The 26,362-nt window shown below is 49.4% G+C and carries 27 protein-coding genes; 13 read left to right on the plus strand and 14 right to left on the minus strand.

Translation table 11 applies throughout. From position 1 onward, the window contains the following. The first annotated feature begins 168 nt into the window (after positions 1-168). Genes GC178_10315 through GC178_10340 form a run of 6 tightly spaced genes read left to right on the plus strand, consistent with a single transcriptional unit; the run spans position 169 to position 5,485 of the window. On the plus strand, positions 169-2,415 hold the full coding sequence (locus GC178_10315) for a urocanate hydratase (protein ID MBI1287961.1): 2,247 nt from the start codon (positions 169-171) through the stop codon (positions 2,413-2,415). After that, positions 2,384-2,953, plus strand: a complete 570-nt coding sequence (locus tag GC178_10320; protein ID MBI1287962.1) for a hypothetical protein — start codon at positions 2,384-2,386, stop codon at positions 2,951-2,953. Before GC178_10315 ends, GC178_10320 begins: the two co-directional genes overlap by 32 nt. A 52-nt stretch (positions 2,954-3,005) precedes the next feature. Continuing rightward, positions 3,006-3,926, plus strand: a complete 921-nt coding sequence (locus GC178_10325; protein MBI1287963.1) for a hypothetical protein — start codon at positions 3,006-3,008, stop codon at positions 3,924-3,926. Then, positions 3,923-4,972 carry a hypothetical protein gene (locus GC178_10330; GenBank protein ID MBI1287964.1) on the plus strand — a complete coding sequence of 350 codons (1,050 nt, stop codon included), beginning with the start codon at positions 3,923-3,925 and terminating at the stop codon, positions 4,970-4,972. Before GC178_10325 ends, GC178_10330 begins: the two co-directional genes overlap by 4 nt. A 28-nt stretch (positions 4,973-5,000) precedes the next feature. Beyond that, complete coding sequence (locus GC178_10335) at positions 5,001-5,192, plus strand: hypothetical protein (GenBank protein MBI1287965.1); 192 nt, start codon at positions 5,001-5,003, stop codon at positions 5,190-5,192. After that, entirely contained in the window at positions 5,180-5,485 is a 306-nt protein-coding gene (locus GC178_10340; protein ID MBI1287966.1) for a hypothetical protein, read from the plus strand. Before GC178_10335 ends, GC178_10340 begins: the two co-directional genes overlap by 13 nt. Here GC178_10340 and GC178_10345 read toward each other — a convergent pair. Beyond that, a complete protein-coding gene (locus GC178_10345) occupies positions 5,482-8,046 on the minus strand; it encodes a phenylalanine--tRNA ligase subunit beta (protein MBI1287967.1) in 2,565 nt (854 codons plus the stop codon). The genes GC178_10340 and GC178_10345 overlap by 4 nt on opposite strands. 104 nt (positions 8,047-8,150) lie before the next feature. Here GC178_10345 and GC178_10350 point away from each other — a divergent pair, with 104 nt between their 5' ends. Together GC178_10350 and GC178_10355 are read left to right on the plus strand one after the other, a co-directional pair. After that, complete coding sequence (locus GC178_10350; protein ID MBI1287968.1) at positions 8,151-8,543, plus strand: hypothetical protein; 393 nt, start codon at positions 8,151-8,153, stop codon at positions 8,541-8,543. 264 nt (positions 8,544-8,807) lie between these two features. After that, entirely contained in the window at positions 8,808-9,764 is a 957-nt protein-coding gene (locus GC178_10355) for a threonylcarbamoyl-AMP synthase (GenBank protein MBI1287969.1), read from the plus strand. 82 nt (positions 9,765-9,846) lie between these two features. Here GC178_10355 and recG read toward each other — a convergent pair whose 3' ends face one another. Next, complete coding sequence (gene recG, locus GC178_10360; GenBank protein MBI1287970.1) at positions 9,847-11,964, minus strand: ATP-dependent DNA helicase RecG; 2,118 nt, start codon at positions 11,962-11,964, stop codon at positions 9,847-9,849. 159 nt (positions 11,965-12,123) lie between these two features. Between recG and GC178_10365 the strand changes: the two genes are divergently transcribed. The 5 genes from GC178_10365 to GC178_10385 all read left to right on the plus strand — a co-directional run bounded on the left by GC178_10365 (position 12,124) and on the right by GC178_10385 (position 15,029). Beyond that, entirely contained in the window at positions 12,124-12,606 is a 483-nt protein-coding gene (locus GC178_10365) for a periplasmic heavy metal sensor (GenBank protein ID MBI1287971.1), read from the plus strand. 63 nt (positions 12,607-12,669) lie between these two features. Further along, complete coding sequence (locus GC178_10370) at positions 12,670-13,089, plus strand: DUF4440 domain-containing protein (GenBank protein ID MBI1287972.1); 420 nt, start codon at positions 12,670-12,672, stop codon at positions 13,087-13,089. Positions 13,090-13,167: 78 nt separating this feature from the next. After that, the gene (locus GC178_10375; protein ID MBI1287973.1) at positions 13,168-14,040 is read left to right on the plus strand and encodes a pirin family protein; all 873 of its coding nucleotides are present in this window, start codon (positions 13,168-13,170) and stop codon (positions 14,038-14,040) included. Between the two features lie 86 nt (positions 14,041-14,126). Further along, positions 14,127-14,561 (plus strand): hypothetical protein, encoded by a 435-nt coding sequence (locus GC178_10380; GenBank protein MBI1287974.1) that lies wholly within the window; start codon positions 14,127-14,129, stop codon positions 14,559-14,561. A 3-nt stretch (positions 14,562-14,564) separates the two neighbouring features. Continuing rightward, positions 14,565-15,029, plus strand: a complete 465-nt coding sequence (locus tag GC178_10385) for a DUF1905 domain-containing protein (GenBank protein ID MBI1287975.1) — start codon at positions 14,565-14,567, stop codon at positions 15,027-15,029. Here the strand turns inward: GC178_10385 and GC178_10390 are convergent. From GC178_10390 to GC178_10445, 12 genes are all read right to left on the minus strand, one after another. After that, entirely contained in the window at positions 15,026-15,445 is a 420-nt protein-coding gene (locus GC178_10390; protein ID MBI1287976.1) for a hypothetical protein, read from the minus strand. The genes GC178_10385 and GC178_10390 overlap by 4 nt on opposite strands. Before the next feature lie 7 nt (positions 15,446-15,452). Next, on the minus strand, positions 15,453-16,730 hold the full coding sequence (locus GC178_10395) for a hypothetical protein (GenBank protein MBI1287977.1): 1,278 nt from the start codon (positions 16,728-16,730) through the stop codon (positions 15,453-15,455). 3 nt (positions 16,731-16,733) lie between these two features. After that, positions 16,734-17,717, minus strand: a complete 984-nt coding sequence (locus GC178_10400; protein MBI1287978.1) for an NAD-dependent epimerase/dehydratase family protein — start codon at positions 17,715-17,717, stop codon at positions 16,734-16,736. Between the two features lie 31 nt (positions 17,718-17,748). Further along, the gene (locus tag GC178_10405) at positions 17,749-18,339 is read right to left on the minus strand and encodes a bifunctional phosphoribosyl-AMP cyclohydrolase/phosphoribosyl-ATP diphosphatase HisIE (protein MBI1287979.1); all 591 of its coding nucleotides are present in this window, start codon (positions 18,337-18,339) and stop codon (positions 17,749-17,751) included. Continuing rightward, positions 18,336-19,088, minus strand: a complete 753-nt coding sequence (gene hisF / locus GC178_10410) for an imidazole glycerol phosphate synthase subunit HisF (GenBank protein MBI1287980.1) — start codon at positions 19,086-19,088, stop codon at positions 18,336-18,338. The genes GC178_10405 and hisF overlap by 4 nt, the downstream gene beginning before the upstream one ends. Before the next feature lie 26 nt (positions 19,089-19,114). Next, the gene (gene hisA, locus GC178_10415; GenBank protein ID MBI1287981.1) at positions 19,115-19,828 is read right to left on the minus strand and encodes a 1-(5-phosphoribosyl)-5-[(5-phosphoribosylamino)methylideneamino]imidazole-4-carboxamide isomerase; all 714 of its coding nucleotides are present in this window, start codon (positions 19,826-19,828) and stop codon (positions 19,115-19,117) included. Further along, a complete protein-coding gene (hisH, locus tag GC178_10420; GenBank protein ID MBI1287982.1) occupies positions 19,825-20,532 on the minus strand; it encodes an imidazole glycerol phosphate synthase subunit HisH in 708 nt (235 codons plus the stop codon). Before hisH ends, hisA begins: the two co-directional genes overlap by 4 nt. Beyond that, a complete protein-coding gene (gene hisB, locus GC178_10425) occupies positions 20,529-21,614 on the minus strand; it encodes a bifunctional histidinol-phosphatase/imidazoleglycerol-phosphate dehydratase HisB (protein ID MBI1287983.1) in 1,086 nt (361 codons plus the stop codon). The genes hisH and hisB overlap by 4 nt, the downstream gene beginning before the upstream one ends. Further along, on the minus strand, positions 21,611-22,645 hold the full coding sequence (gene hisC / locus GC178_10430; GenBank protein MBI1287984.1) for a histidinol-phosphate transaminase: 1,035 nt from the start codon (positions 22,643-22,645) through the stop codon (positions 21,611-21,613). Before hisC ends, hisB begins: the two co-directional genes overlap by 4 nt. Further along, entirely contained in the window at positions 22,638-23,918 is a 1,281-nt protein-coding gene (gene hisD / locus GC178_10435) for a histidinol dehydrogenase (GenBank protein ID MBI1287985.1), read from the minus strand. The genes hisC and hisD overlap by 8 nt, the downstream gene beginning before the upstream one ends. Continuing rightward, complete coding sequence (locus GC178_10440) at positions 23,918-24,772, minus strand: ATP phosphoribosyltransferase (GenBank protein MBI1287986.1); 855 nt, start codon at positions 24,770-24,772, stop codon at positions 23,918-23,920. Before GC178_10440 ends, hisD begins: the two co-directional genes overlap by 1 nt. A gap of 252 nt (positions 24,773-25,024) precedes the next feature. Continuing rightward, positions 25,025-26,257, minus strand: coding sequence for a hypothetical protein (locus GC178_10445; protein ID MBI1287987.1), 1,233 nt, complete (start codon positions 26,255-26,257; stop codon positions 25,025-25,027). Positions 26,258-26,362: the final 105 nt, after the last annotated feature.

Here is a 26,362-nt window from a genome sequence, read left to right on the forward strand (position 1 = left end):
CACAAAATGTTCCAGACAGCTCTGTTCGTCAGCGAACCGCTCGAAAAAATCCTTGAATGTCATCATGTTCTTAGTTTTGACACAAACCAAGAACCATGCACCGTAACCAATTTACGGGGTCGGATTGCGGATAATCATTTTTGCTAATTAGCACATTAGCTAATGACCATGAGTTTCAAAACCCAAGTGACCGAAGGCATTCCAAGCCAGCTACCATCGAAAAAAGAGCGTGACCCGAAACTGAGCCACGCACCCAAGCGGAAAGATATTCTCAACGTAGCCGAAAAGAAGCTCGCGCTGCGAAATGCATTGCGCTATTTCCCTGCACAATGGCACAAAGAACTTATTGATGAGTTCAAAGAAGAACTGAAACATTACGGCCGCATTTACATGTACCGCTTCATGCCAGAATATGACATGTACGCACGACCAATTGAGGTATATCCCGCCAAGAGTCAGCAAGCGGCAGCAATTATGCTGATGATCCAGAACAACTTGGATCCTGCCGTGGCGCAGCATCCGCAAGAACTCATTACTTATGGCGGAAATGGAGCCGTTTTCCAGAACTGGGCGCAGTACCGCCTGACCATGAAATACCTCTCGGAAATGACCGAGGAGCAGACCTTGGCCATGTACAGCGGGCATCCAATGGGGTTGTTTCCAAGCCACAAGGACGCACCCCGCGTGGTGGTTACCAACGGTATGATGATACCGAATTACAGCAAACCCGATGATTGGGAGAAATTCAACGCATTGGGCGTAACGCAATACGGTCAGATGACCGCAGGTTCTTACATGTACATTGGCCCGCAGGGCATTGTGCATGGAACCACCATTACGGTGCTCAATGCTGTGAGAAAAATAACCTCCCCCGATTCCTCCAAAAGAGAGGAACAAAATGACCTCCCCCGACCCCTCCTTTCAAAGGAGGGGAGTTTACAAACTACGCAGACATCAGATCAGCGTACCAGCTCTCCCCCTTTGGGGGAGTTAGAGGGGGTCAAACTTCCTCTGTTCGTTACTTCCGGTCTGGGCGGCATGAGCGGTGCACAGCCCAAGGCCGGGAACATTGCGGGTGTTGTGACCATCTGTGCAGAGATCAATCCTGATGCGGCCAATAAGCGTCATTCGCAAGGTTGGGTGGATGAGGTGATTGAAGATGTGGATGCATGCATCGATGCTGCACTTGCTTGGCAAGAGAAAGGCGAAGCGCATAGCATTGCCTATCTCGGCAACATCGTTGACCTGTGGGAACGTCTGGCGGAACGCAACATCAAAGTGGATCTTGGTTCTGACCAGACATCGCTGCACAACCCTTGGGCGGGCGGCTATTATCCTGTCGGGTTGAGCTACGAGGAAAGCAACGCTTTGATGGCTTCTCAGCCTGAGGAATTCAAAACACGAGTGCAGGAAACACTGAAAAGACATGTTGCAGCCGTGAACAAACTCGCCAAAGCAGGCATGTATTTCTTCGATTACGGAAATGCATTTCTGCTGGAGGCCGGAAGGGCTGGGGCGGATGTGTTTGCCCCCACCAACTCTTCCTTACAAGGAGTGAAACAAAATGACCTCCCCCAACCCCTCCTTTCAAAGGAGGGGAGTTCAGATACCGCTCAAACTTCAGATCAGCGCACCAGCTCCCCTCCCCTCGGGGGAGGGGCTGGGGGTGGGGTTTTCCGCTACCCAAGTTATGTGCAAGACATTATGGGCCCCATGTGTTTTGATTTTGGTTTTGGACCGTTCCGATGGGTGTGTACATCGGGAAAACCAGAAGATCTGGAAGCAACAGACCTGATCGCAGCGCAAGTAATTGAGGAGATGCTGAAAACCGCACCCGAAGAGATCCACGGACAGTTGAAAGACAACCTGCATTGGGTTCGCGAAGCAGAGAAAAATAAATTGGTGGTCGGCTCGCAGGCGCGTATCCTTTATGCTGATGCGGAAGGAAGGATCAAGATCGCGGCAGCATTTAACAAGGCCATCCAAAAAGGAAAGATCGGGCCTGTTGTGCTTGGTCGCGATCATCACGATGTTTCGGGAACAGATTCTCCGTACCGCGAAACCTCCAACATTTACGATGGCTCGCAGTTTACGGCCGATATGGCGGTTCAGAATTTTGTGGGCGATGGATTCCGTGGTGCCACGTGGATCAGTCTGCACAACGGTGGCGGTGTCGGTTGGGGCGAGGTCATCAACGGTGGTTTCGGCATGCTGTTGGACGGTTCCGAGGATGCGGACCGCAGATTGAAAATGATGCTTTATTGGGACGTGAACAACGGCATTTCGCGCAGAAGTTGGGCACGGAATGAAGGGGCGGTCTCATCCATCAAGCGCGCCATGGAAACAGAGCCTAATCTGAAGGTGACTTTGCCTAACTTCGTTGATGATGCGCTTCTCGCTGATCTGGATATGTAACCTGTTGCTGGTTTCCCAACTGACGTTCGCGCAGTCGGAAACGGAGGAGATCCCTTTCAACCAACAGGTGGAACACCGCGTTGGTGTCGGCTTTGCCATCACGGGTTTCAATTCCAATTTCACCTACTTCATATCGCCCCATTATTCGTTCCGCTACCATCGGCATTGGTTCGGGTTCACCCCTTTTTACGGGCGGTTGGATGCTTTGTCCAAACAGCAGGACATCGGTGTGGGCATCGATTATCGGCTGTACCCGTTCAAGAACCTGAACGCCACGCTGCTCTATTTTCCGGTGGGCGCGCACTACAATTACAAATGGACGAACAGTAGCAACAAAACGGCCATGCTCTACAAGGCGGGTTTCGGGGTGGAGGCCTTGCTTGGAAAGAAATTCGCCATCTCGCTGGACGCTAATTTTGCCCTTGGTCAAACACTAAGTTCGCATACCGATCATCAAGAAAATCCCATTCCTTACTCAAGCAGCAACTTGCAATACTACTTTATGCCTGTATTGAGAATTTCGTATTCCGTGTACTAAGTTGCAAATTCAATTGGTCAATACGCTTTCTTTGTCATAAACCAACTTTCTCATGACAAGGACTTTCCTCACCTACGTACTCATTCTATTATCTGGAACATCGGCCAGCGCACAGTATTTCTCCATCGGAGTTCAATCTGGTTTCGGTATTGGAATTCCTGATGCAACTCATGGTAACTATTCAACCTTAAGGTATTCCGCTGCTTGGGGTTATGTAGTGGAAAAATACAATGCGACCAATAAAAGCCTCGGACAAGGCGTACCCGTTGAAATTGAATTCGGATATGCCGGGAAGTCAGGTATCTCATTCGGACTTACCGGAGGGTATCTCTATGGGTTGAAACAGTCTGTGAATTATGGTATAGAATACTATGCAGACAAGGACGAACGAAAAGCAACTTATCAGGGGCATTGCTTCTATGCTGCGGCTTACCTTGGCATGTACAAGCGTCTGAAAAATTGGGGTTTTTCTCTAAGGGCCTATCCTCTATTCACGTTTCCTAAATACCTGCGCACCACCGAAATTCAGCTTCCCGACAACCCCAATGGAACTGCTGGCGACAATTACATGTTTGTTCGGGAATATAAGGGACCGATGACGGTAGGGTTCAAAGGAAGTTTTGATATTGAGTATCTCCTTGGAAACGGCACAAAGGCAGTGTTCTTTGGATTCAGCTACACGCACCTGAGTTTTTCGCCAAGCAAATCCGAGGTCACTACGTATGAGAAGAACCGTCATGACGACATTTCATCTCTTACCACCAATGAGCGTTATGCCGAATATTCAAATTCTCAAGAGGTTACATACGACCTGAACCCAGATGGTTCGGTCAATTGGACCCAACACGCAGATCAACCGTACAAGGATTACAAATTCGATGTTCCTTTCGACAACTTTGCTTTCAATCTCGGTTTCAGATTCTACTTTCATCGGTACGGAAATCATCCCAAAGACGAAAAGCCCCCGCTTTGACAAACCACATCTCCAAGAAGAAGCATTTCATTCCGATCATTCCATCGCTTCGGAAGTACCTGAAGAAGGAAGGGCGGGAAATGAAACTCGGTCTGGATTACACCGACCTGCTGGAGCACAAATTGGCCACGCCATTGCTTGACAAGAAAGGCCAGGACACTCTTTGGGAAACGGTCTTTTACGAACCCGAACGAACCGAAAGGCTCTACAAATCGCTCACCTTTATTTATGTGATGCTGAAGAATGAGGGCGATTTCAGTTCGCTGGAGCATCTGAACGTGGACCGCATCGACTATTGCTCGTTCGGAAACTCGAACCCGTTCCGCATCCGCATCATCAACAAATTCAACGACAACTACGATTACTTCTACATCAAAACAGCCGATGCCTCGCGCGTTTACGGGCTGGAACTGGAGCACCTGCTCTCCCCCAACCGCATCAGCTATTATGTGGATGACAACACGCTGATCGAAGAGCACATTGCAGGCATCCCTGGCGACATGTTCATCAAGAACATGATGAACAGCAAACAGTTGAACAAGGTGCGTTTGGCCAAGGAGTTCGTGAAGTTCAACGAGCGGTGTTTCGTGCGCCTGCTGGGCGATATGCGCAGCTACAATTACGTGCTCGACATTACGCCCGATTTCGATGATGTGCAGTACCGTATCCGCGCCATCGATTTCGACCAGCAATGCTACGAGGGGCGCAAGAACCTTTACCTGCCGCAGTTCTTCAAGGAGAATTTTCCGCTGGTGGAACTGGGCATGCAGCTCATCAACGAAAACACCGTGAAGCAATATCAGGCCGAGGAACGCTCATTGATAGCGAGAAGATTAATCGCCTCCCGCTACCGCGTGAAAGACCTGATCGATTGCATGGAGGAAGACGATATTTCCACACCTGAAAAAGTGCGTACGCTGCGCGAAGAGTTGGCCAAACACCATCAGAACGAACATTTCCTGAAATGCGAAAACATGGGAGCTATCCTGAAGCTTCAGCTCAAAGCAACGCTGGCGAAGCATATTAGGAAGGTGAGGAATCTTTGAGAGTTGGCGCTTTCATTAACTTTATGCTATGAAAACCACAGACGTAAAATCCTTACTCTCAGAGGTAATGGCTCGGCTCACTCCAGAAAGTACACTTGAAGATGTTTACGAACAACTCGCCTTGCTTTCGGACATAGAACTGTCTGAAAAACAGGAACAGAAAGGCCAGGTGTACACGCACAAAGAGGTTGAAAAGCGTTCGCAAGAATGGCTGAAATAGTCTGGACTCACCGTGCAGAAAGTCAACTCGAAAGGGCTATCAAATACATCCGAGATGAGCAAGGAGTTCATTATGCGAAGATTGTCCTTGAACGCATCCTTTACGATGTTCAATTATTGTCTGATAATCCAAAAGTGGGAACTGTTGAACCGCTACTGGCTCACAAAAAGTCTGAATATCGGTTTCTGATCATTTGGAGCTACAAGGTCATTTACCGCTGCGCTAAAAACAAAGTGGTCATTTCACGGGTTTTTCATACTTCAAGAAATCCAAAAAAACTACGCGGAGTTTAACCCCGCAACTCGGCACCAACTTCTCGCTCAAAGCGTTGCTGCAAACGGCCCATGGTCTTATCAATGGTCTTGTCGTTGAGGGTGCTGTTCTCATCTTGTAAGATGAAACTCATGGCGTAGGAACGTTTTCCTTCAGGAATTCCCTTGCCTTCATACACATCGAACAGGTCAACTTCCTTTAGCAGCTTGCGCTCGGTCTGGTAGGCCAACTCTTCCAACTTGCCGTATTTGACGGTTTTATCTACGAGAAGGGCCAGGTCTCTTCGTACTGACGGATACTTCGGCAGCTCAGCAACTTCAAATTCATTCAAAGCCGAAAGTTTGAGAACGAGATCCCAATTGAAATCCGCAAAGAACACCTCCTGCTCAATATCGAATGCTTCCAACAAATTGGAATTCACACTCCCGAAGTTGGCAAGCAACTTCCCATCTTTCGATACGAATTCCATTCCGTAAGCGTAGGTTGTCTTGTCGGATACGTCCTGAAGCGTGGCCGAAATTCCCAAACGACCGAGGATTGACCTGACCACACCATGAATGTGATGGAATGTTGCGTTTCCAGATACTGCGTTCCATCGTTCTTTCTGCCATCTTCCAGTGATGAAAAGTCCGAGCGAGCGGTATTCGTTGTAAGGCCATTCACCAACCCCCTCGGTCTTCGGCCACTCCCCCTTTCCAGGGGGAGAACTGGCGCGTTCTTCAAACGCCTTGCCCCCCTCCTTTGAAAGGAGGGACTGGGGGAGGTCATTTTGCCCCCCTCCTTTGGAGGAGGTTTCGTAAAGATTTCCGAACTCATAGAATTTGCAGTTCGGATTCTGGTGGCGGATGTTGCGCGAAACGCTTTCCAAACCACCGAAAAGCAAGGTTTGGCGCATGGCGTTGAGGTCGGTGCTAAGCGGATTCAGTATATCCACTTTCACCTTGCCCTGCTCCGCGAAATGCTTGTCCATGTAAGCCGCTTTGGTCAACGAATTGTTCATGATCTCGTTGAAGCCTCGGGCCGTCAATGCATCCGAGACCAGATTGCGCAGCTGCTCTGGGCTCTTCTTATCCGAAGCGATTAGCGGAACGCGTAATTGCCCGCTTCCAACAATTCTGTCGTAACCGTAAACCCGGAGAATTTCTTCGATGACATCCGCTTCGCGCGTCACGTCATTCTTGAAGGATGGCACGGATAACTTGAGGCCACCATCAACCTTCTTTTCAATGTAAATACCAAGGTCTTCCAAGATGGAAATGACCGTTTCCTCTGGAATTTCCTGACCGATCAATCGGTTGATGTTCCCGAACTGCACATCCACCTTCTGGTGCGGGATCGGGTTTGGATATACATCGGTGATGACCGACAGCTTTCCGCCCGCCACTTCCTGAATAAGCAATGCCGCACGCTTGGCCGCCAGCACCGTGATCTCTGGGTCAATACCGCGCTCGAAACGGAACGATGCATCGGTGCTCAATCCGTGGCGCTTGGCGGTTTTACGGATGGAAACAGGATTGAAGTAGGCGCTTTCCAAGAACACATTCTGGGTCTTGTCTGTCACTCCCGATTTCATCCCTCCGAACACACCCGCGATGCACATGCCGTCTGTGGAATGGCAGATCATCAGATCCTCATCGTTCAGGTTGCGCTCCACTTCATCCAACGTAGTGAATTTCTCTCCTGCCTTGGCGGTACGCACCACCACTTTCTTGTCCTTTATCTGATCGGCATCGAACGCGTGCAGCGGCTGTCCCATCTCGTGCAGTACGAAATTGGTCACATCCACCACGTTATTGATAGGCCGTGAGCCAATTGCTTTCAGGCGATTCTGCAACCAAGCTGGCGATGGTTTCACCTCTACGCCTTCGATGTATAATCCAACATATCGCGGACAGGCTTCCTCATCCTTCACTTCGATGGAAATCGGATTCTTGGCCATATCAGCCGAGTAGGCCATTACATCCGGCCATTCGAGTTTCAGATCCTCGTAACCGCCTTTCACTTCGCGAAGCACAGCACGCAAATCGCGCGCCACACCGATATGGCTCATGGCATCTGCACGGTTCGGAGTGAGTCCGATTTCAAGTACAAAATCGTTCTCAATTTCGAAATAATCAGCCGCAGGCGTACCAACCTTTACATCATCAGGCAATACCATGATTCCATCGTGGCTCTCGCCCAGACCGATCTCATCTTCCGCACAGATCATTCCTTCCGAAACGGCCCCGCGGATCTTCGATTTCTTGATTTCGAACGGTTCTCCATCTGATGGATACAATTTGGCACCAACGGTGGCCACCACCACTTTCTGTCCCGCAGCCACATTGGGCGCACCGCACACGATATGCAACGGCTCATCACCCCCAACATCAACGGTGGTTACGCTCAAACGGTCAGCATCGGGGTGCTTTTCCTTGGTCAGCACTTCGCCAATGACAAGCCCTTGCAACCCACCTTCCACAGAAGAAAACGGAATGACCTTCTCCACCTCCAGCCCGCTGCCCGTGAGCAGGGCGGCCGCTTCGTTCACGTCAATATCTACCTTGAGGTATTGCTTCAGCCAGTTGTACGAAATTTCCATGCGTGCGTGTTTGAGGCGCGAATTTACGCTTTTGACCGTGCTGCGGCATGGGTTGTGGATGTTACATTTGGGGTATGGATCAAGTCACCGACAACGTCATTCGCGTGCCGCATCTCCTATCCGTGGGGCAATACGCCAAGGCCGCGGGCATCCAGCCGCGCTCGGTGCATCTGCGCATCAAACGCAGGGTGCTGGCGAGTGCCACGGTAGATGGCCTGCATGTGATCGACTCCACCGCATCGGTGCCTGCCAAGGTTTTGCCCAGAAAAATGGCCAAGGCCGATGCTTTGCAATGGCCTGCCGAACTCCCATCGCCCACGCGGCTTATCCGTGTAAAGAACTTCTGCTGGCAGCATAACATACGCACCGATGCCATCTTTACCGACATCCTGCTGGGGCGCCTGCGGGCGTATTGCTTTGCCGATGATGTGTTTGTGGAGAACACGGATGCCATGCACGATTATATTACGCATCGCAAACCGCGCTTCCTGCGCTGATACAGGCCCCGTTCTGCTGAAAAACGGCCACCTGCAAGCCATTTCAATGTCGATAGTTGTACAAAAAATAACATCGGAACATGTCAGTATGTCGATAGTTGTACAGATAATGACATCGGAACACGTCAGGATGTCGATTCTTGTACAACTATCGACATCATGACCAAGTAAAAACAGGCTCGCGCACTCACTTTCTGCCCCGCCTGACCAATTGGGCAGACTCCGATCGGATAATGACAATATCTTCGTGTCCACGATTGAACGATGGCCGAGATAGGTACCGACATACAGAAGGCTGCACAGCTGCTCAAACGGGGCAAGCTGGTGGCCATTCCTACCGAAACGGTCTATGGCCTTGCGGGAAATGCGTTCGATGAAGAGGCGGTGCTGCGCATTTTCGAGACGAAGGACCGACCGCATTTCGACCCGCTCATTGTTCATAGTTCGGGGATCGAGTGGATCAAGGAACATGTGGCCGAGATCCCGCCCATGGCAAGAACGCTGATGGATGAGTTCTGGCCTGGGCCGCTCACCTTGGTGCTGCCCAAAAAGCCGATCGTTCCCGATGTGGTCACTTCGGGGCTCGATAACGTGGCGGTGCGCGTGCCGCAACACCCCATGACGCAGGAGCTGCTGCGGATGCTCGACTTTCCGCTGGCCGCACCGAGCGCCAACCCCTTCGGGTATGTTAGCCCGACCACCGCGCAGCATGTGGAGGACCAGTTGGGAGACAAAATAGAATACATTCTGGATGGCGGTGCGACAACCGTTGGGTTGGAAAGTACCATTGTCGGTTTCGAGGAAGGCAAGCCCATCGTGTACCGTTTGGGCGGACTGAGCATTGATGTGATCGAAGATGTGATCGGTCCTGTTGAGGTCGGTCTCAACCAGTCTTCCGACCCGAAGGCACCCGGCATGTTAAAGAGTCATTACGCCCCTGGCAAGCCATTGTACTTTGGCAATCCAGGCGAGATGATCACGGAGTTTGAGGGAAAGCGAATCGGTTTCTTGGGTTTCATGACGCGGTTGGAATTCCTCCCGCCTGAACGTCAATTGCTCCTTTCGCCCCATGGCGACCTGCACGAAGCTGCCGTGAACCTCTTCGCCTACATGCGGCAGTTTGAGAAATTTCCTGTGGATGTGATCCTGGCGGAGAAACTACCAGATATCGGCCTCGGCAGAGCCATTAATGATCGGTTGAGAAGGGCTGCGGTGAATTAGCAGGTATCCTAACGCGTCATGCTGAACTTGTTTCAGCATCTATCCAGACCCTGAAACAAGTTCAGGGTGACGAACGAAACAATCACGAAACCCGCGCCCAGTTAGGTCTATCCTTCATTTCCTGGATGAGGTGATGCTTGGTGAGTGCGTTCTCGCGCTTTTCCAACTCAGGGTCGTCTTTCAGTAGGTCGATGGCGGCATTGCGTGCGGCTGCTAAGATCTGTCCATCCTTGCTCAGGTTGGTTATCTGGAAGATCGGCTTACCGCTCTGCATCGTTCCCTGAATATCGCCTGGCCCGCGGAGCTTCATGTCCACCTCCGCAATCTCGAAACCATCGTTGGTGCGCACCATGGTTTCCATTCTGGTGCGCGCTTCCTGTCCCAATGCATAACCCGTCATCAGGATGCAGTAGCTCTGCTCTGCCCCACGGCCAACTCTTCCGCGTAGCTGATGCAACTGCGAAAGCCCAAAGCGTTCGGCACTCTCTATCACCATCACCGAGGCATTGGGCACATCCACGCCCACCTCAATTACCGTGGTGCTGACCATGATGTGCGTCTTGCCTTCCTTGAACCGCTGCATCTCGTAATCCTTCTGCTCGGCCTTCATCTGCCCATGCAGAATACTCACTTGGTACTTCGGCTGCGGGAAATCGCGCACGATGGACTCGTAGCCGTCCTCCAAATGCTTGAAGTCCAGTTTTTCGCTCTCGCTGATGAGCGGATAGACCACATAGATCTGGCGGCCATGGGCAATTTCCTGCCGCATGAAATCGAACACTTTTTGCCGTGCCGAATCGAACCGATGCAGCGTTTTAATGGGTTTTCTTCCTGGCGGGAGTTCATCAATTACTGAGGTGTCGAGGTCGCCATAAACCGTCATGGCCAGCGTACGCGGAATGGGCGTTGCCGTCATGATAAGCATGTGCGGCACTTCATGCTCTGTACTCCCTTTGAGCCACAGTTTGGCGCGTTGCTGCACGCCAAAACGGTGCTGCTCATCAATCACCACCAATCCCAGTTTCCCGAACTGCACGGCATCTTCGATCAACGTATGCGTACCGATAAGAAGATGGATTTCACCCGACATCAACCGCTCATGAAGGATTTTCCGTTCGGCTGTTTTGGTAGAACCCGTAAGCAGCGCGATGTGCAGATTCAGCTTCTCCAAAAACTTACTGATGGTGGCAAAATGCTGCTCGGCCAGAATTTCGGTCGGTGCCATCAGCGCAGCCTGGTAGCCGTTGTCCACCGCCAGCAGCATGGACATGAGCGCCACAATGGTCTTGCCGCTGCCCACATCGCCTTGCACCAAGCGGCTCATCTGCCTGCCCGAACCGAGGTCGTGGCGTATTTCTCGGATAACGCGTTTCTGCGCGTTGGTCAGGTCGAACGGCAAACACTCTGAGTAGAAACGGTTCACCATTTCGCCCACCTCAGCAAAAACCGCCCCTTTGAATTTGGTCTGGTTGATGAGTTTCAACTTCAGCAACCGCAATTGAATGAAGAACAGCTCATCGAACTTGAGGCGGTAACGCGCCTTTCGCAAGGTTTCCGCATCTTGCGGGAAATGCACATTGATGAACGCCTCTTCGCGTGGAACAAGATGATGCGCCTGTCGGAACTCCGCTCCGTACAGTTCCGAAATGTGTCCCTGCCCTGGCAATTGGCTCACCAGCGCATTCATCAACCGCGCGATGCCTTTGCTGTCCAAATTCTTGGCTTTGGCCTTTTCGGTGGAAGGATATACCGCCTGCAAGGCATTGGAAACCCGCTTCTGTTGCGCTTCCAACGTCTCAAACTCAGGATGCGCCATATTGAACTTGCCTTTGTATCGGGTCGGTTTGCCGAAAACCACATAGTCGATTCCCGACTGAAGTTTCGGCTTTATCCATTTGATGCCTTTGAACCAGACCAGTTCGATCACGCCTGTGCCATCGGTAAACTCCGCAACCAACCGCTGGCCTCGGTTCTGCCCCACCATTTTTACCGAATTGATCCTTCCCAGCAATTGAATATCCGCCTCATCGCTCTCAATACTATTGATCTGATGAAACTTTGTCCGATCCACATATCGGAATGGGAAATGGTGCAGCAGATCACCGTAAGTGCGAATACCGAACTCCTCGCGCAGCAACTTGGCACGTTCGGGCCCAACGCCCGAAAGGAACTCGATGGATGTTTCGAGAAACGGTTTCACGGGTTTAAAAGTAAGCGAGCTGTTTCAAAGGCGTTCCATTAGGCTGTTGATACTTGTTCTCACGCCAATATGGAGCTACGAAACAAAATTTCAGTTATCAATTAAACCTTGGCAGCATTTTTGGAATCAGAGCATCACGAATATTAAAAACGAAAGATCATGAAAAAGTTAATGGCAACATTGGGTGTTCTGACCCTTCTGGTAGGCACAGGTTTCGCACAGGACAAGACGCAGGCGGTGGGTTCGCACCCTCAGCAACGATTTGAGCGAGGTGGAAAACAGGAAAAGATGATGGCGGAGATTCCGAACCTGACCGAGGAACAGAAAACGCAGATCAAAGCGATTCGCGATGAGAACCGCAAGCGAATGGAACCGCAACGAAAGGAAATGAAGAGCATCCATGAGAAGTTGGCTGAACTGAAAAAGGCAGAACAGCCCAACATGCAGGAGATCAACCAACTGATTGACAAATCAGCGGTTATCAAGGCTGAAATGGAAAAGTCACGGACCATGTCTGAAATGAAAGTGCGAGGCGTGCTTACGCCAGAGCAGGTGAAAGTGATGGATCAGAAGATGCAGGAGCGAAAGGACATGCGCGAAAAACAGCACATGGAGCGCAAGCAGATGCAGGCACCGAAATGATGTGAAGGTGAAGGTTGATGGGTGGCCCGCAGTTCAATAGAGCTGCGGGCTTATTTTTATTCCATGAAAATCACGTTAGCTCTTCTTCTGTCCTTGTTCGTCTTCCGTAACGAACCCAACGATTCTGAAAAGCAGATCAGACAGGTGCTTGCCGAACAACAGGATTGCTGGAACCAAGGCGACCTTGAATGTTTTATGCAAGGTTATTGGAAATCTGATTCCTTGAAATTCATTGGTAGATCAGGCATCAATTATGGGTGGCAGGCTACGCTCGATAACTACAAGAAGTCCTACCCCGATAAAGCGGCCATGGGAACTTTGAACTTCGAAATCCTGAGCCTTGAACCACTTGGCAGCGACCATTATCTCGTTACTGGAAAATGGAAATTGACGCGCCAATCAGACGAACCGCACGGTCTTTTTACCTTGATCTGGCAACGCTTTGGCGATGAATGGAAGATCATTTACGATCATTCGAGTTAGGGTTTGATGCATCAAACCCTAACTGAACTCTTTTTCACATCCATTGTTAAATCAATGTTTAAACATTAATTTAGAGCTATGAAACGCACAATCAATCGAATCATACCCGCTCAGCGCGTGAACATGGGCGGCATTCTGCTGGATCAACCATTACCGATGCATGGTGTGGAACAGATCGATCCATTCCTTCTGGTACATCATTGGGACGATAAACTTCCTGGAGGCCAAAACGAGAAAGAACTGGGCGTTGGACCGCATCCGCACCGTGGTTTTTCTCCCGTCACGCTCATTTTCAAAGGGGCAGTTCACCACCGCGATTCGTTAGGAACCAAAAGCATTGTAAAAGCTGGCGGTGCGCAGTGGATGAACAGCGGCAGAGGCATCATTCACAGCGAGCGGCCACCGAAACACATGGCCGAAAACGGGGGCGATTTTGAGTTCATCCAATTTTGGGCAAATACACCTGCCGCCAGAAAAATGGAACCCGCCAAGTATCAGCCTTTAACAGCTGAGAACACACCAACCGTTGTTTCCGAAGATGGAAAAGTAACCGCTGGAATTGTTGCTGGAAAAGCGTTGGGCAAAGAAGGCCCGATAGAATTGATGACACCGATGTTGGTGATACGATTCGACATTCAGAAAGGTGGTAAAATGGAATTTGATCTTCCGAAGGATTTCAATGCCTTTGTCTACCAATTGGATGGCAAACTGAGTTTCGATGGAACCACCACCAAGAAGAAAGACCTCACGTGGTTCAAGAATGATGGCGAAAGCGTTGCTTTTGAAGGATTGGAAGACACGCGCGCCATTCTATTGGCTGGCGAACCGATCAACGAACCATTGGCCACATACGGCCCGTTTGTGATGAACAACCAGACGGAGATCATGCAAGCATTGCGTGACTACCAGATGGGCAAAATGGGTATGCTGATCGAGGAGTTTGATTCGTAACTGACTGTCATTCAGACCGAAGTGGAGGAATCTATTGATGTCTCGGCTACGCAAGCTCTGCTCGACATGACAAAAGGAAAAAGAACATGAACCGAAAGGAATTTATCAGAAACATCAGTTTGGCAGGAGTGGGAATTTCTCTCGTTCCTGCCCAACTTTTGGCTTCGCAGCATGCATCTTCGGTCAGGTTACCGAAAGCTGTATTTCATGTTCCGCACGGAAATTTCGCAAACGCGATCATTGAGCGAGTTCAAATTCCAGAAATGGATGTGGAAGTTTCTGTTCAGCATTTCATGCGAAACGGAATTGAAGCGACCGAAAAAGACATTTCCGTCTTCACTTTCTATCGGGAAAAAGAAACGCTGAATGTGTGCTTTGACAATGAAGGCTGCCACTTTTCTGGTGAGATCAATGACTTGGAAGCATGCAAAAAACATGACCGATTCCTCATCAAGAATGCTCAGTTTGAGGTTGAGTTGAAAAAGGATTCTACCTACCTTTCGCTACGCAGAAAGGCCTAAAACGTGTCAGAACCACTTGTGGACAAAGAGTATTTGCTGGAGAAATTCCCTGGCAAGGGCGGCTGGACGTATGCGGCCATTCCCGAAATCTTGAAAAACCCACACGCGCCATTTGGTTGGGTTCGGGTGAAAGGCAGCGTTGACGGTTATGAGATAGAACGGTCAAAACTGCAACCGATGAGCAACGGACAATTGTTCTTTCCCGTCAATGCCAAGATCAGAAAAGCCATTGGCAAACAGGCTGGAGATAATGTCCACATCACGCTTTACGAAGACAAAATCTCGGAACAGATCAGAGAAGAACTGATGGTGTGTTTGCAGAATGAACCGCCAGAACTTTTGGACAAGTTCAATGGCCTGAGCGAATTCCTTCAGAACAACTATCTCGGTTGGCTTCAGGACGCCAAGACCGAAGACGAAAAAGCCGCTCGCATCCTCAAACTGATTGAGGAATTGCCGAAGTACTAATCTGCGTATTCGATGCTGTACGTGATCGGCCCGTTCTTCTTGAGCATGGCCGAAACCCCACAATATTTGTCGTAAGAAAGCGCTATTGCCTTCTCCACTTTGGCCTTGTCCAGATCCTTTCCCGAAACGATGTATTTCATATTGATCTCATCAAAAACCTTCGGATGTTCTTCGGTCAGTTGCGTTTCAATGCGGATTTCCAATCCTGTAAAATCAACCCGCATCTTACGGAACAGCGAAACCACGTCCATTCCAGTACAGGACGCCAAACCTGAAAGCACCAATTCTTTCGGTCCAGGCGCAGAATCCTGCCCTAATTCTGGAAGCGCATCACTCAAAACTACGTGATTGCGCATGTGATTCTCGAAAACCATTCCCTCCTTCCAAACTGTCTTAATATCAAAGTGCTTTGCCATGGTGCGTCTAATTGTTGAACTTTCCTCTATTAACCAAGAAGTGCTCCCAAAGTTGTAGGAACTTTTCAGACGAGCGCCTGATCGGTGTCAGGTCAACGCCTTCTTTTTCCAGCAACCGCCAATGCGATTCCAGCAAACCTGGATGCGCCAAGCCTTGCAGTTCAATTTCCTCGTACGTGCTATCTGGGTTGGCCTCATAGCAACCATCTTCACCATATCTTCCATGATGATGGTTCAGCCAACCATTGAAATCGGTCTGAAAGCCGATGGAAAGGTTCTCAACCTCCTCTGCAGAGAGGTTCTTCTCCAAGAAATCCTTCACTTGCTGATACGTGAATTTATAGCTGTCGATGGAGCCATCGCAATAGCTTTCCAGCGGATCCAATTTTGCCTGATAATCGGCTCGCGGTCTGTACGGCCTGCAACTTTCGCCACTTATCGGCAGCGAGATGAAACCACCGTTCGCATACACTTTCAGCATGTCTTCCTCTTCCATTCCGCGCGGCAGGTTCTGAATCGGTTTGAACATGTCGTGCGTCACCAGCGGTGGAATTCCCTTTTCCTCCATCCACGCCAACGCATCCTTTCGGGTGTTGTCGCTCATGTGCGTCAGGTCGGTCATGATGCCCGCATTGGCCAACCAAACGATGGCCTGTTTTCCTTTTTCGGTCAACCTTCGGTTCTTCTCCTTCTTAAAAAGGCTTTTGAAATTCAACACTTTGAGCGCAAAGACGGGCAGGTTGGCCGCTGCTCCATATTTGCTGTCCACCAGATGCACCAACGTGATGAACGCCACGCCCTGCTCCGCCCAAAAGTTGGCATCTTCCTGCGAGTTGACGAGCCGTTTCCCTCCTTCAATGCAATGAATAATAATGGTCTTATCCGTATTGTGAACCAGGTCGCGAACCTCCTGCGGTGTTCTTGCTATCGCGAAATCATCTGAATTCGCAGCCACGAAATCGTTCACATACTTGATCTGCTTCAGAATGACCTTTCTACCGCGCTTTGCGGAAGCAATGTTCTCTTGCGTGAGTGCACCAACGCAAAGAATCCGTGCGCCTTTGTTCTTGCGCAGATAATTGGCGTAATTGACGTTGGTGAACTGATGTTTCCAACTCAGGTCAGGCGGATCCGATTCATCGAAATACTTCAATCCTTCCCCGAAAAATGAGTACGGAACGTGCATGCATGGATGCAGTTGCAGGTCCATGAACTCACGGATCTCCTGTGCCGAAGCAGGAAAAATGAAAACGGAGAAAAAGAAAAACGGGAGCCAGCGAATCATAGCTTATCGACCCAGCAAATTTTCCTGTTTCAACCACTCGTAAGAATCCTTTATCGACTCTTCCAATGGCGACATTTTGTAATCCAATTCGGTAACAGCCTTTTGCGAATTCACGTGCTTTGGAATAGTCAGCTCAATGTATTTCTCTGGGGTCAAAACAGGTTCCTTTCCGTTCAATTTCGATTGCAGCGTGTAGAACGGTATGGACGCTTTCATCAGCCAGTTTGGCACTACAAAGGTCGACTCCTTCTTACCCATGAACCGCTCAATGGTGTTGAAGATCTCCTTGAACGTGACGTCCTGTCCACCGAGCAGGTAGCGTTCGCCCGTTCTGCCTTTTTCGAAGGCCGAAATGTGCGCCTTCGCAATATCACGAACGTGGCAGATGACCGCGTTTCCGTTCGGAATTCCAGGCACATCATTATTGTAAACCGCCTGAATGATCTGCGCCCAATTGTGCGAATCGTACGGCCCCATAATGTCACACGGATTCACAATAACCGCATCCAAACCTTCGGCAATGGCCGTGTCCACTTCCAACTCTGCCAAATACTTGGTCCTATTGTAATTGACGGGGCTGCTCATGGCATCGGACTTTTCCGTCTCATCAATTTCGTGGCGTGGATGGCCCCAGGCAGAAATGGACGAAGTATGCACAAACCGCTTGGCATTTTTCTGCAACGCCACTTCCACCATGTTCCGCGTTCCAATCACATTGTCCTGATACTGCTGGTCGTTCCACTTCGACCACATGGACGTGTTGGCCGCCACATGGAAAACCGCATCCACATTTTCGGGCATGGCCTGAATCAATGATTCTTTATCAGTAATTGCTCCTTCCGCCAGCGTTACATCAAACCGTTTGAGATACGTGAGATTAGAGGTCTTTCTATGAAGCGCAGTGACGTGCCAGCCGTCCTCCAAAAGTTGCTGGACCAGATTGATGCCGAGAAATCCCGTAGCACCCGTAACAAAAGCAGTTTTCATAGCAAGGATGGTTTCCCTCGAAAGTACAACTTCAACCTTGATGTCGTGATCTCAGAACGGTTTCCACATCCTCCAACGATTTCCCTTTTGCCGTGAGTAGCACGAGATAATGGAAAAGCAGATCGGCAGCTTCATTCAAAAACAGTTCGTCATTGTTGTCTTTGGCCTCAATGACGGTTTCAACTGCTTCTTCGCCCACCTTTTGCGCAATCTTGTTGATGCCTTTTTCGAACAGCGAAGTTGTGTATGATTTCTCTGAAGGATTGGCCTTTCGGTCTTCGATGATGCGCTGCAATTGATGCGCAAATCCAGCCGCATCAGTATCGCCAAAACAGGTTTCGGTTCCCTTGTGGCACGTTGGTCCAACGGAATCAACCTGAATCAAAAGCGTATCGTTGTCGCAGTCGACTTCGATAGATTTCAGAAAAAGAAAATTGCCCGATTCTTCACCTTTGGTCCAAAGTCGTTGTTTGCTGCGCGAATAGAAGGTCACTTTTCCCAACTCTTGGGTTTTCTGCAATGCCGCTTCATTCATATATCCCAACATCAAAACTGTTTTGGTGGCGTAATGCTGAATGATGGCTGGCACCAGCCCATCGCCTTTTGAAAAATCTACGTTCATCTTACAGGAATTCCTTTTGTTCTTAATTCGTTTTTGAGTTGGGGAATCGGCACTTCACCGAAATGAAAAATGCTGGCAGCCAAGGCGGCATCCACACCCGATTTTTGAAATACATCTACAAAATGCTGTGCATTTCCCGCTCCACCAGAAGCAATGATCGGAATCGTTGTGATCGCGTCCAATTCCTTCAATAAATCAATGGCGAAACCGCTTTTTGTTCCATCATGCTGCATGGAAGTAACGAGCAGTTCTCCCGCTCCGCGTTGCTCCGCTTCCTTTGCCCAAGCGAAAACATCAATGTCGGTTGCTGCTCTTCCGCCATGCGTGAATACGCGCCAATTTCCATCAACCATTCCAGCATCAATGGCAACCACCACACACTGATTCCCGAATTCGTTCGCTAATTCAGAAATGAGTTCTGGTCGCCTAACGGCAGAAGAGTTAACGCTCACTTTATCAGCACCCGCAGCCAGCAGAATCTCTACATCTGCAACGGAACTGATTCCACCACCAACGGTAAACGGAATATTGATCTCTTCGGCAATATGACCGACCAATTCGGCAAAGGTTTTTCGACCCTCAACCGTGGCTGTGATGTCAAGAAAAACGAGTTCATCGGCACCTTGCTCAACATACGCTTTGGCCAATTCCACCGGGCCGCCAGCATCGCGAATCTCAACGAAATTCACACCTTTTACGGTACGACCATCTTTGATGTCGAGGCATGGTATGATTCGTTTTTTCAGCATTTCATTTCACGCAGAGGCACAGAGATTTACAATTCGGATAGTTCTTTCAGTGTCACTCGGTTTTCATAGATGGCTTTTCCGAGAATCGTTCCATCGCAGCCGATTTCCTTCAGTTGGATGAGGTCTTCAATCGAAGAAACGCCACCGCTTGCAATCAATTTCAATTCAGGAGAATTCGCAAGGATTCTTTCGTAGAGTTGAATAGAAGTACCTTCCAACATTCCATCTTTTGAGATGTCGGTACACACCACATATTCAATTCCTTCTTTTTGATAGTCTGATATGAATTCGATCACATCCAACCCGCTGTCATCCAACCAACCGTGTGTAGCGATTCGCCCGTTTTTAGCATCTGCACCGAGAATGATCTTCTCAGATCCGAACTCAGTTATCCATTGCAATACTGTTTCTCGTTCGTTCACGGCAATGCTTCCGGCCGTGATCTGTTTTGCACCCGAATTAAAGACCGTTTTGAGATTCTCAGTAGTTCGCAATCCTCCGCCAAAATCCACTTGAAGATTCGTTTTTGACGTGATGGATTCCAGCACTTTCCAGTTCACCACTTTCTTGGCTTTCGCGCCATCCAGATCCACCAGATGCAAGTACTTCAAACCTGCATCCTCGAACTGCTTGGCGACTTCCAACGGATTCTCGTTGTACACCGTTTTCTGGTTGTAATTGCCTTGCGAAAGGCGCACGCATTTTCCGTCAATGATGTCGATGGCGGGAATGATTCTCATAACTCCAAAAAGTTCTTGATGAGTTGCTGACCGACATCGGCCGACTTCTCTGGATGAAACTGCACTGCGTGGAAATTATCCTGCTGCAATGCTGCGGAAAACGGCAAGATGTAATCGCATTTCGCTGTGGTCTGCGAACCAATTTCAGCGTAATAACTGTGTACGAAATAGAAATCAGCATTTTCAAAATAACCACCCCGTCCCTGATGGACACCCCTCCTTTCAGAAGGAGGGGAGCTGGCACGTTGATCCAACGCCTTTTCAGAACCACCAATCTCCCCCTGCAAGGGGGGAGTGTCCGCAATAAGCGGACGAGGGGGGCAGAAAAGCGGCCCTTTCAGTTCCGTGCAATTGTTCCAACCCATGTGTGGCACTTTTTCTTTGGCGGATGGAAAGCGTTTTACATTCTCACTGAAAATACCCAGACATTCCGTATCGCCTTCTTCCGAATGCTTGCACATCAATTGCAACCCAAGGCAAATGCCTAGAAATGGCTGATTCAGGTTCTTCAGCACTTCGTCCAAACCACGCTCACGCAAATAGCGCATGGCCGAACCTGCCTCTCCCACACCTGGAAAGATCACTTTATCCGCTTCGCGAAGCAAACTCGGGTCATCGGTAACGGTTGCGTCTGCACCAAGTCGATCCAGCGTATTCATCACCGAGCGGATATTGCCCGCATTGTATTTGACAACCGCAATCATAGTACGCCTTTTGTGGATGGCATCGAGCCGTCTGATGTCTGCGAAACAGCCATGCGAATGACCCGTGCCCAAGCTTTGAAAATCGCCTCGATCTTATGGTGTTCGTTTTGTCCTTCGGCTTTGATATTGAGGTTGCAACGCGCCTTGTCTGAGAACGACTTGAAGAAATGTGAGAACATTTCGGTCGGCATTTCGCCAATTTTTTCTCGCTTGAAATCTGCTCCCCAAACGCACCACGGACGACCACCGAAATCGATGGCGACCTGCGCCAGACAATCATCCATTGGCAAGAGAAAACCGTAACGCTGAATTCCTTTCCGCGAACCCAGCGCATTGTCGAATGCTTCGCCCAACGCCAAGGCCACATCCTCAATGGTGTGATGCTCGTCAATGTGCAGATCGCCATCCACTTGAACATTCAGATCCATATTTCCGTGCTTGGCCAATTGCTCCAACATGTGATCGAAAAAACCCAAACCCGTTTGGATGTTCGACTTTCCTGAACCATCCAAATTCAGTTCAATCTGAATATCCGTTTCCGAAGTTTTCCGATGCACGGAACCTAAACGCGGTTGCTCTTTCAGAAAGCGATAGATCTCGTTCCATGAAGTCGTTGTAAGTACGCAATCAGCTTTTTCATCAGAAATAAAAATGGCCTTGGCACCGAGGTTCTTTGCCAGTTCCACATCTGTTTTCCTATCACCAATCACGAACGAATGCCGCAGGTCGTAATTCCCTTTGATGTAATGCGTCAACATCCCCGTTCGCGGTTTGCGCGTTGGAGCATTATCGGCTGAAAAACTGCGGTCGATGAGCACTTCCGAAAAGCGGATTCCTTCACCTTCCAGCGTTTTCATTATCAGGTTATGGGCAGGCCAAAACGTGTCCTCTGGAAATGAATCGGTTCCCAATCCATCCTGATTGGTGACCATCACCAACTCATAGTCCAACTCCGTGGCAATTTTCGCGAGATTGGAAATCGCGCCCGGATAGAATTCCAATTTCTTGAAACTATCGATCTGCTCGTCCGCAGGTTCCTTGATGATGGTTCCGTCTCTATCAATAAACAAGACCTTTTTCATGATGCTAACTTTTTCAACTCTGCAAGCAGTGTTGTGTTCTCCTCTTCGGTTCCAACAGTAATGCGCAGGCAACCTTCAGCAACTTTGGAACGGTCGCGGACCACAATTCCTTTATCAGTAAGCGCATCGTAAATCGTCTTCGGCTCGGTGAATTTCACCAACAGAAAATTGGCGTCAGACGGATAAATGGTCAACACGTTTTTCAGTTGATCCAATTCAACTTCCAGCCTCTTTCTTTCGGTGAGAATGGTTTTCACTTCCTTATTAAAAGCCGCTACATTCATCAATTCCCGCAGCGCAACTTCTTGCGATAGCTGATTGACATTGTAAGGTGGCTTGATGCGATTCAGAACCTCAATCACTTCTTCATTCGCGAACGCCATTCCCAGACGAATACCCGCCAACCCCCACGCCTTGCTGAGGGTTTGCAGAACCACCAAATTGTTGTGATTTCCGAGCTCTTTTGAAAATGAATCCTGCTCGGAAAAGTCGATGTACGCTTCATCAATCACCACCAACCCATTGAAATTGGAAGCGAGCTGAAGAACATCACTTCGCTGCATGCAATTTCCTGTTGGATTGTTGGGCGAACAGATGAACAGCAGTTTGATGTTCGCATCAGAAAACCGCAATTCGATTGCTTCCAGATTCAGTTGCCAATCTGGGGTGAGCGGCACATCAATCACCTCCACATCGTTGATGTCTGCACTTACTTGATACATGCCATACGTTGGTGAGCAGATCAGTGCTTTGTCCTTTCCAGATTCGCAGAAAGCGCGGAACAGCAGGTCGATGGCCTCATCGCTTCCGTTACCGAGGAAAATGTTCTCTTTCGGAACATGCTTGAGTTCAGAAATACGTGCTTTCAGCTTCCATTGCAATGGATCCGGATAGCGGTTCAACCCTGTGTTGTTGGGGTTTTCGTTGGCATCCAGCCACACCGAAGCAGAACCTTTGAACTCATCGCGTGCACTGCTGTACGGTTTCAGATTCCGCACATTCGGTCGTATCAGTTTCTGAATATCAACCATTGCTCAACTTCTTTAATCGGAGTGAAACCGCATTTCGGTGGGCATCCAATTGTTCAGCAGCAGCCATCGTTTCGATGCTCGGTCCGATGTTCTGGATTCCTGCAGCCGTCAATTTTTGGAACGTGACTTTCTTCAAGAAGCTGTCCAAGGAAACACCGCTGTAGCTTCTTGCATAGCCGTTTGTGGGCAAGGTGTGATTCGTTCCACTGGCATAATCGCCCGCACTTTCGCAGCTGTAGTTACCAAGAAAAACGCTGCCTGCATTCACCACTTGGTTCGCCAGTTCATCACAGTTCTGAGTTGCAATGATGAGGTGTTCTGGCGCATATCGGTTCGAGAAATCCATGGCTTCTTGCCATGAACCAAGAACAATGGCCGAACTGTTTTCCAGTGCTTTTTGAGCAATGTCTTTTCGTGGAAGTTGATTCAATTGAGGTTCCAATTCTTCCAGAATCTCAATTAAAACCTGTTCGCTTCCCACAAAGACAAGAATCACGTGACTGTCCGATCCGTGTTCTGCCTGACTAAGTAGATCGGCCGCAACGAAAGACGGCTCGCAGGTATCGTCAGCAATTACCAAAACTTCGCTTGGACCAGCTGGCATATCGATGGCCACGCCTTGCTGCTGAACGAGCTGTTTGGCCATGGTCACGTACTGATTTCCTGGACCAAAGATCTTGTCCACTTTCGGGATGGATTCCGTTCCCGAAGCCATGGCAGCCACCGCCTGCGCGCCACCAACGGTGTAGATTTGCTTCAGACCGAGTTTTTGCGCTACGTACATAATGGCCACATCCACCGAACCGTCTTTTCGAGGTGGCGTGCAGACCACAATTTCTTTGCAACCAGCGATCATAGCTGGAATTCCGAGCATGAGAAGCGTAGAGAACAGCGGGGCACTTCCTCCTGGAATGTACAGACCGACCTTTTCGATGGCGATGCTTTTTCGCCAGCAGAAAACGCCTTCTGTGGTCTCAATTTTTTCGGGCAATTGCTGTTGCGCTGAATGGAATTTGTGGATGTTGTTCCAAGCCTCATCAATGGCTGATTTCAACTTTTCATCAATTTCAACCGATTCAGGAACTTGTAGCGCCAACGAACTCAGATTCACCTTGTCGAATTGCGAGGTAAGGGCAATCAATGCTTCATCGCCCCCTTCCCTGACTTCATCCAAAACCTGCTGAACCTTCGGTTGAAGTTCGGAAAGATCCATTGTCGGGCGTTCGCACAACTGAGGCCAATCGCTGCGGGCTGGGTTTCGAAACACCTTCATCATAGGATCATTTTTTCAATCGGACAAACAAGGATTCCTTCCGCGCCCAGCGATTTCAGCTTATCAATCACTTCCCAGAATTCATCTTCCTTGACCACGCTGTGCAAACTGCTCCAGCCTTCTTCGGCCAGAGGGAGAATTGTGGGGCTTTTCATTCCCGGCAGCACTACTGTGATCTCCTTCAATTTGTCGTTCGGTGCGTTGAGCAGAATGTATTTGTTCTCCGAAGCTTTCTGCACGGCATTCATTCTGAAAAGCATGCTTTCGAGCAACGCTTTTTTGTCTGCGGGAAGGTTCGGGTTGGCAATCAGCACCGCTTGGCTGGTCATTACCTGTTCGACTTCCTTCAACCCATTGGCAAGAAGCGTGCTTCCCGTACTTACAATGTCGCAAATGCCTTCTGCCAAGCCGATGCCAGGGGCAATTTCCACGCTTCCGCTGATGACCTCAATCGTTGCATTCACGCCTTTTTGCTTGAAATACCGACCAAGAATCTCAGGATAACTGGTGGCCACTTTTTTCCCCTCAAACCAATTGGTTCCGGTATAGTTGACCTCCCTTGAAACGGCCAAAGAAAGTCGGCATTTGGCAAACCCTAATTGCCGCACGACCTCCACATTCTTTCCCTTCTCGATGACGGTGTTCTCGCCCAACATGCCCACATCGGCCACTCCTTCTTCCACGTATTGCGAGATGTCGTCATCGCGCAGAAAAAGCACTTCCAGCGGGAAGTTGGCTGCATCGGCCTTCAGCTTTCCGCCATTGTTTACGCGGATGCCGCAATCGGCCAACAGCTTGAGACTCTTCTCGCTCAAGCGCCCACTCTTCTGAATTGCAATTCTCAGTTTTTCCATTGTTCCTTTTTTCTCATTAGACCCTGAATCGCTCCGCCTTCGGGGTTCGTTCCACCAACACTTTCCGTTTCGCCTACGGCTCACGCAAAGCGGGTCTCACGAAAAAGCCCCATCGGAGTTCCGATGGGGCTTGATAAATCCTTTCTATGGCATCAATGCATCAGCTTACTCCGGTTTTTCCGAGCAGTTAAGATGATGGTGATGATGCGTTCTTGTCATTACGTCCGCTAATTAACAAAAGATTTTCTTTTCTCAGCTTGCCGGCTGCAAACGGTATTTCAGCAACGCAATGATGTCCTCGCGGCTCATGTCTCCGTTCAGATCCACGAATTTATCGGCCATCTTTTCGAAATCGTTGAAAAGGATGAGGAAGAAAATCTCAAATGCTTGCGTATCCTGAAAGATCACCGCGCGGTTCTGTTTGTATTCCTCAATGTGCTTCTCAAAGTTGACGGGATACTCGCGCCAATGCGTTTGCGGACGCTTGTGATGCTCCACATGAAAATCCTCATTGTAAACGTTGTATTGCCCATCCAAAACCGTGATGCTGTTCTTGTAGATGTTCTTCGGTTCTGACGGGTCGGTCCACGCATGCCACGTGTAGTTGATGGCAGCCAATAGGAAGATACAGCTCAGATGCGGAATAAGCAGGTAAGCAAACCCGAACCAGAAGTTGATGCTCATGACCACGGCCATGAATCCATAGAACGCGAGCATGCCGTAAACCATCTTTCGGAACTCGGCCATCTTGCCCTTTTTGTAGTGGTAATGCGCCACGGAAATTCCCGTCCAAAACAGCGCAAATTCAAGCAGATAGATCAGGAACCGCGCTGCGTGCGAGCGGTCGTAGAAAATGGTTGAGGTCACATCATCGGCCGCGTTATCGTGTTTGTGGTGGATGCGCATGTGACCCATTGGGTAACCTTGCGGCACATGGCCGTAAAGCATGGCCAGAAAATGACCGTGAAAATTATTGAACACCTCAAAGGGTTTCTTGAACATGCCTTTCGGAGTATGTCCTTCCTTATGGATCATCGTTGCTACTTGCGAGAAAAACGCGAAGTACGGCCCGTAATTCAGCACGTTATAGGCCAACGCGGCCAACCAGTTTTCCCAGCCCCAATGGTTGTTGGCATCCAAGTAAACCACCTGGAAGTAGTACGAGCCGATGAACAACAACGGAGCATAGATCCCGATTCCGATGTACGAGAACAGATACGGACTGTCGCGTTCGTCCTTCATCACTTTTCGCGCCAGCCAAAGTGCGCCTGCATTCAGTTTTTCTGAAAGCCAACGAGCCGGTGCTGTTTTGTACGTCCAACCAATGATGCCGACCCAAAGCATGGTCAAAGCAATCACCACAGCCAACCACGGAATGGGCAACAGCAGTATGCTTGTTCCCAGTAGAAAAAGGAAATACTTGAAACGGAGCGTAAAGGTTTTTCCTTCTGCTGCTTGATTCAGCGTTTGACTTAAATAGGCCATTGGTGGAAATAGGATTTAGACGCCCTAAAATAGATGCATGCATTGGAATGACAACGGTTTTTGAACGTAATAATTGATTAATGTCAATTATTACTCAATATTCCC

It is taken from the genome of Flavobacteriales bacterium (assembly GCA_016124845.1).
GTDB lineage: Bacteria > Bacteroidota > Bacteroidia > UBA10329 > UBA10329 > UBA10329.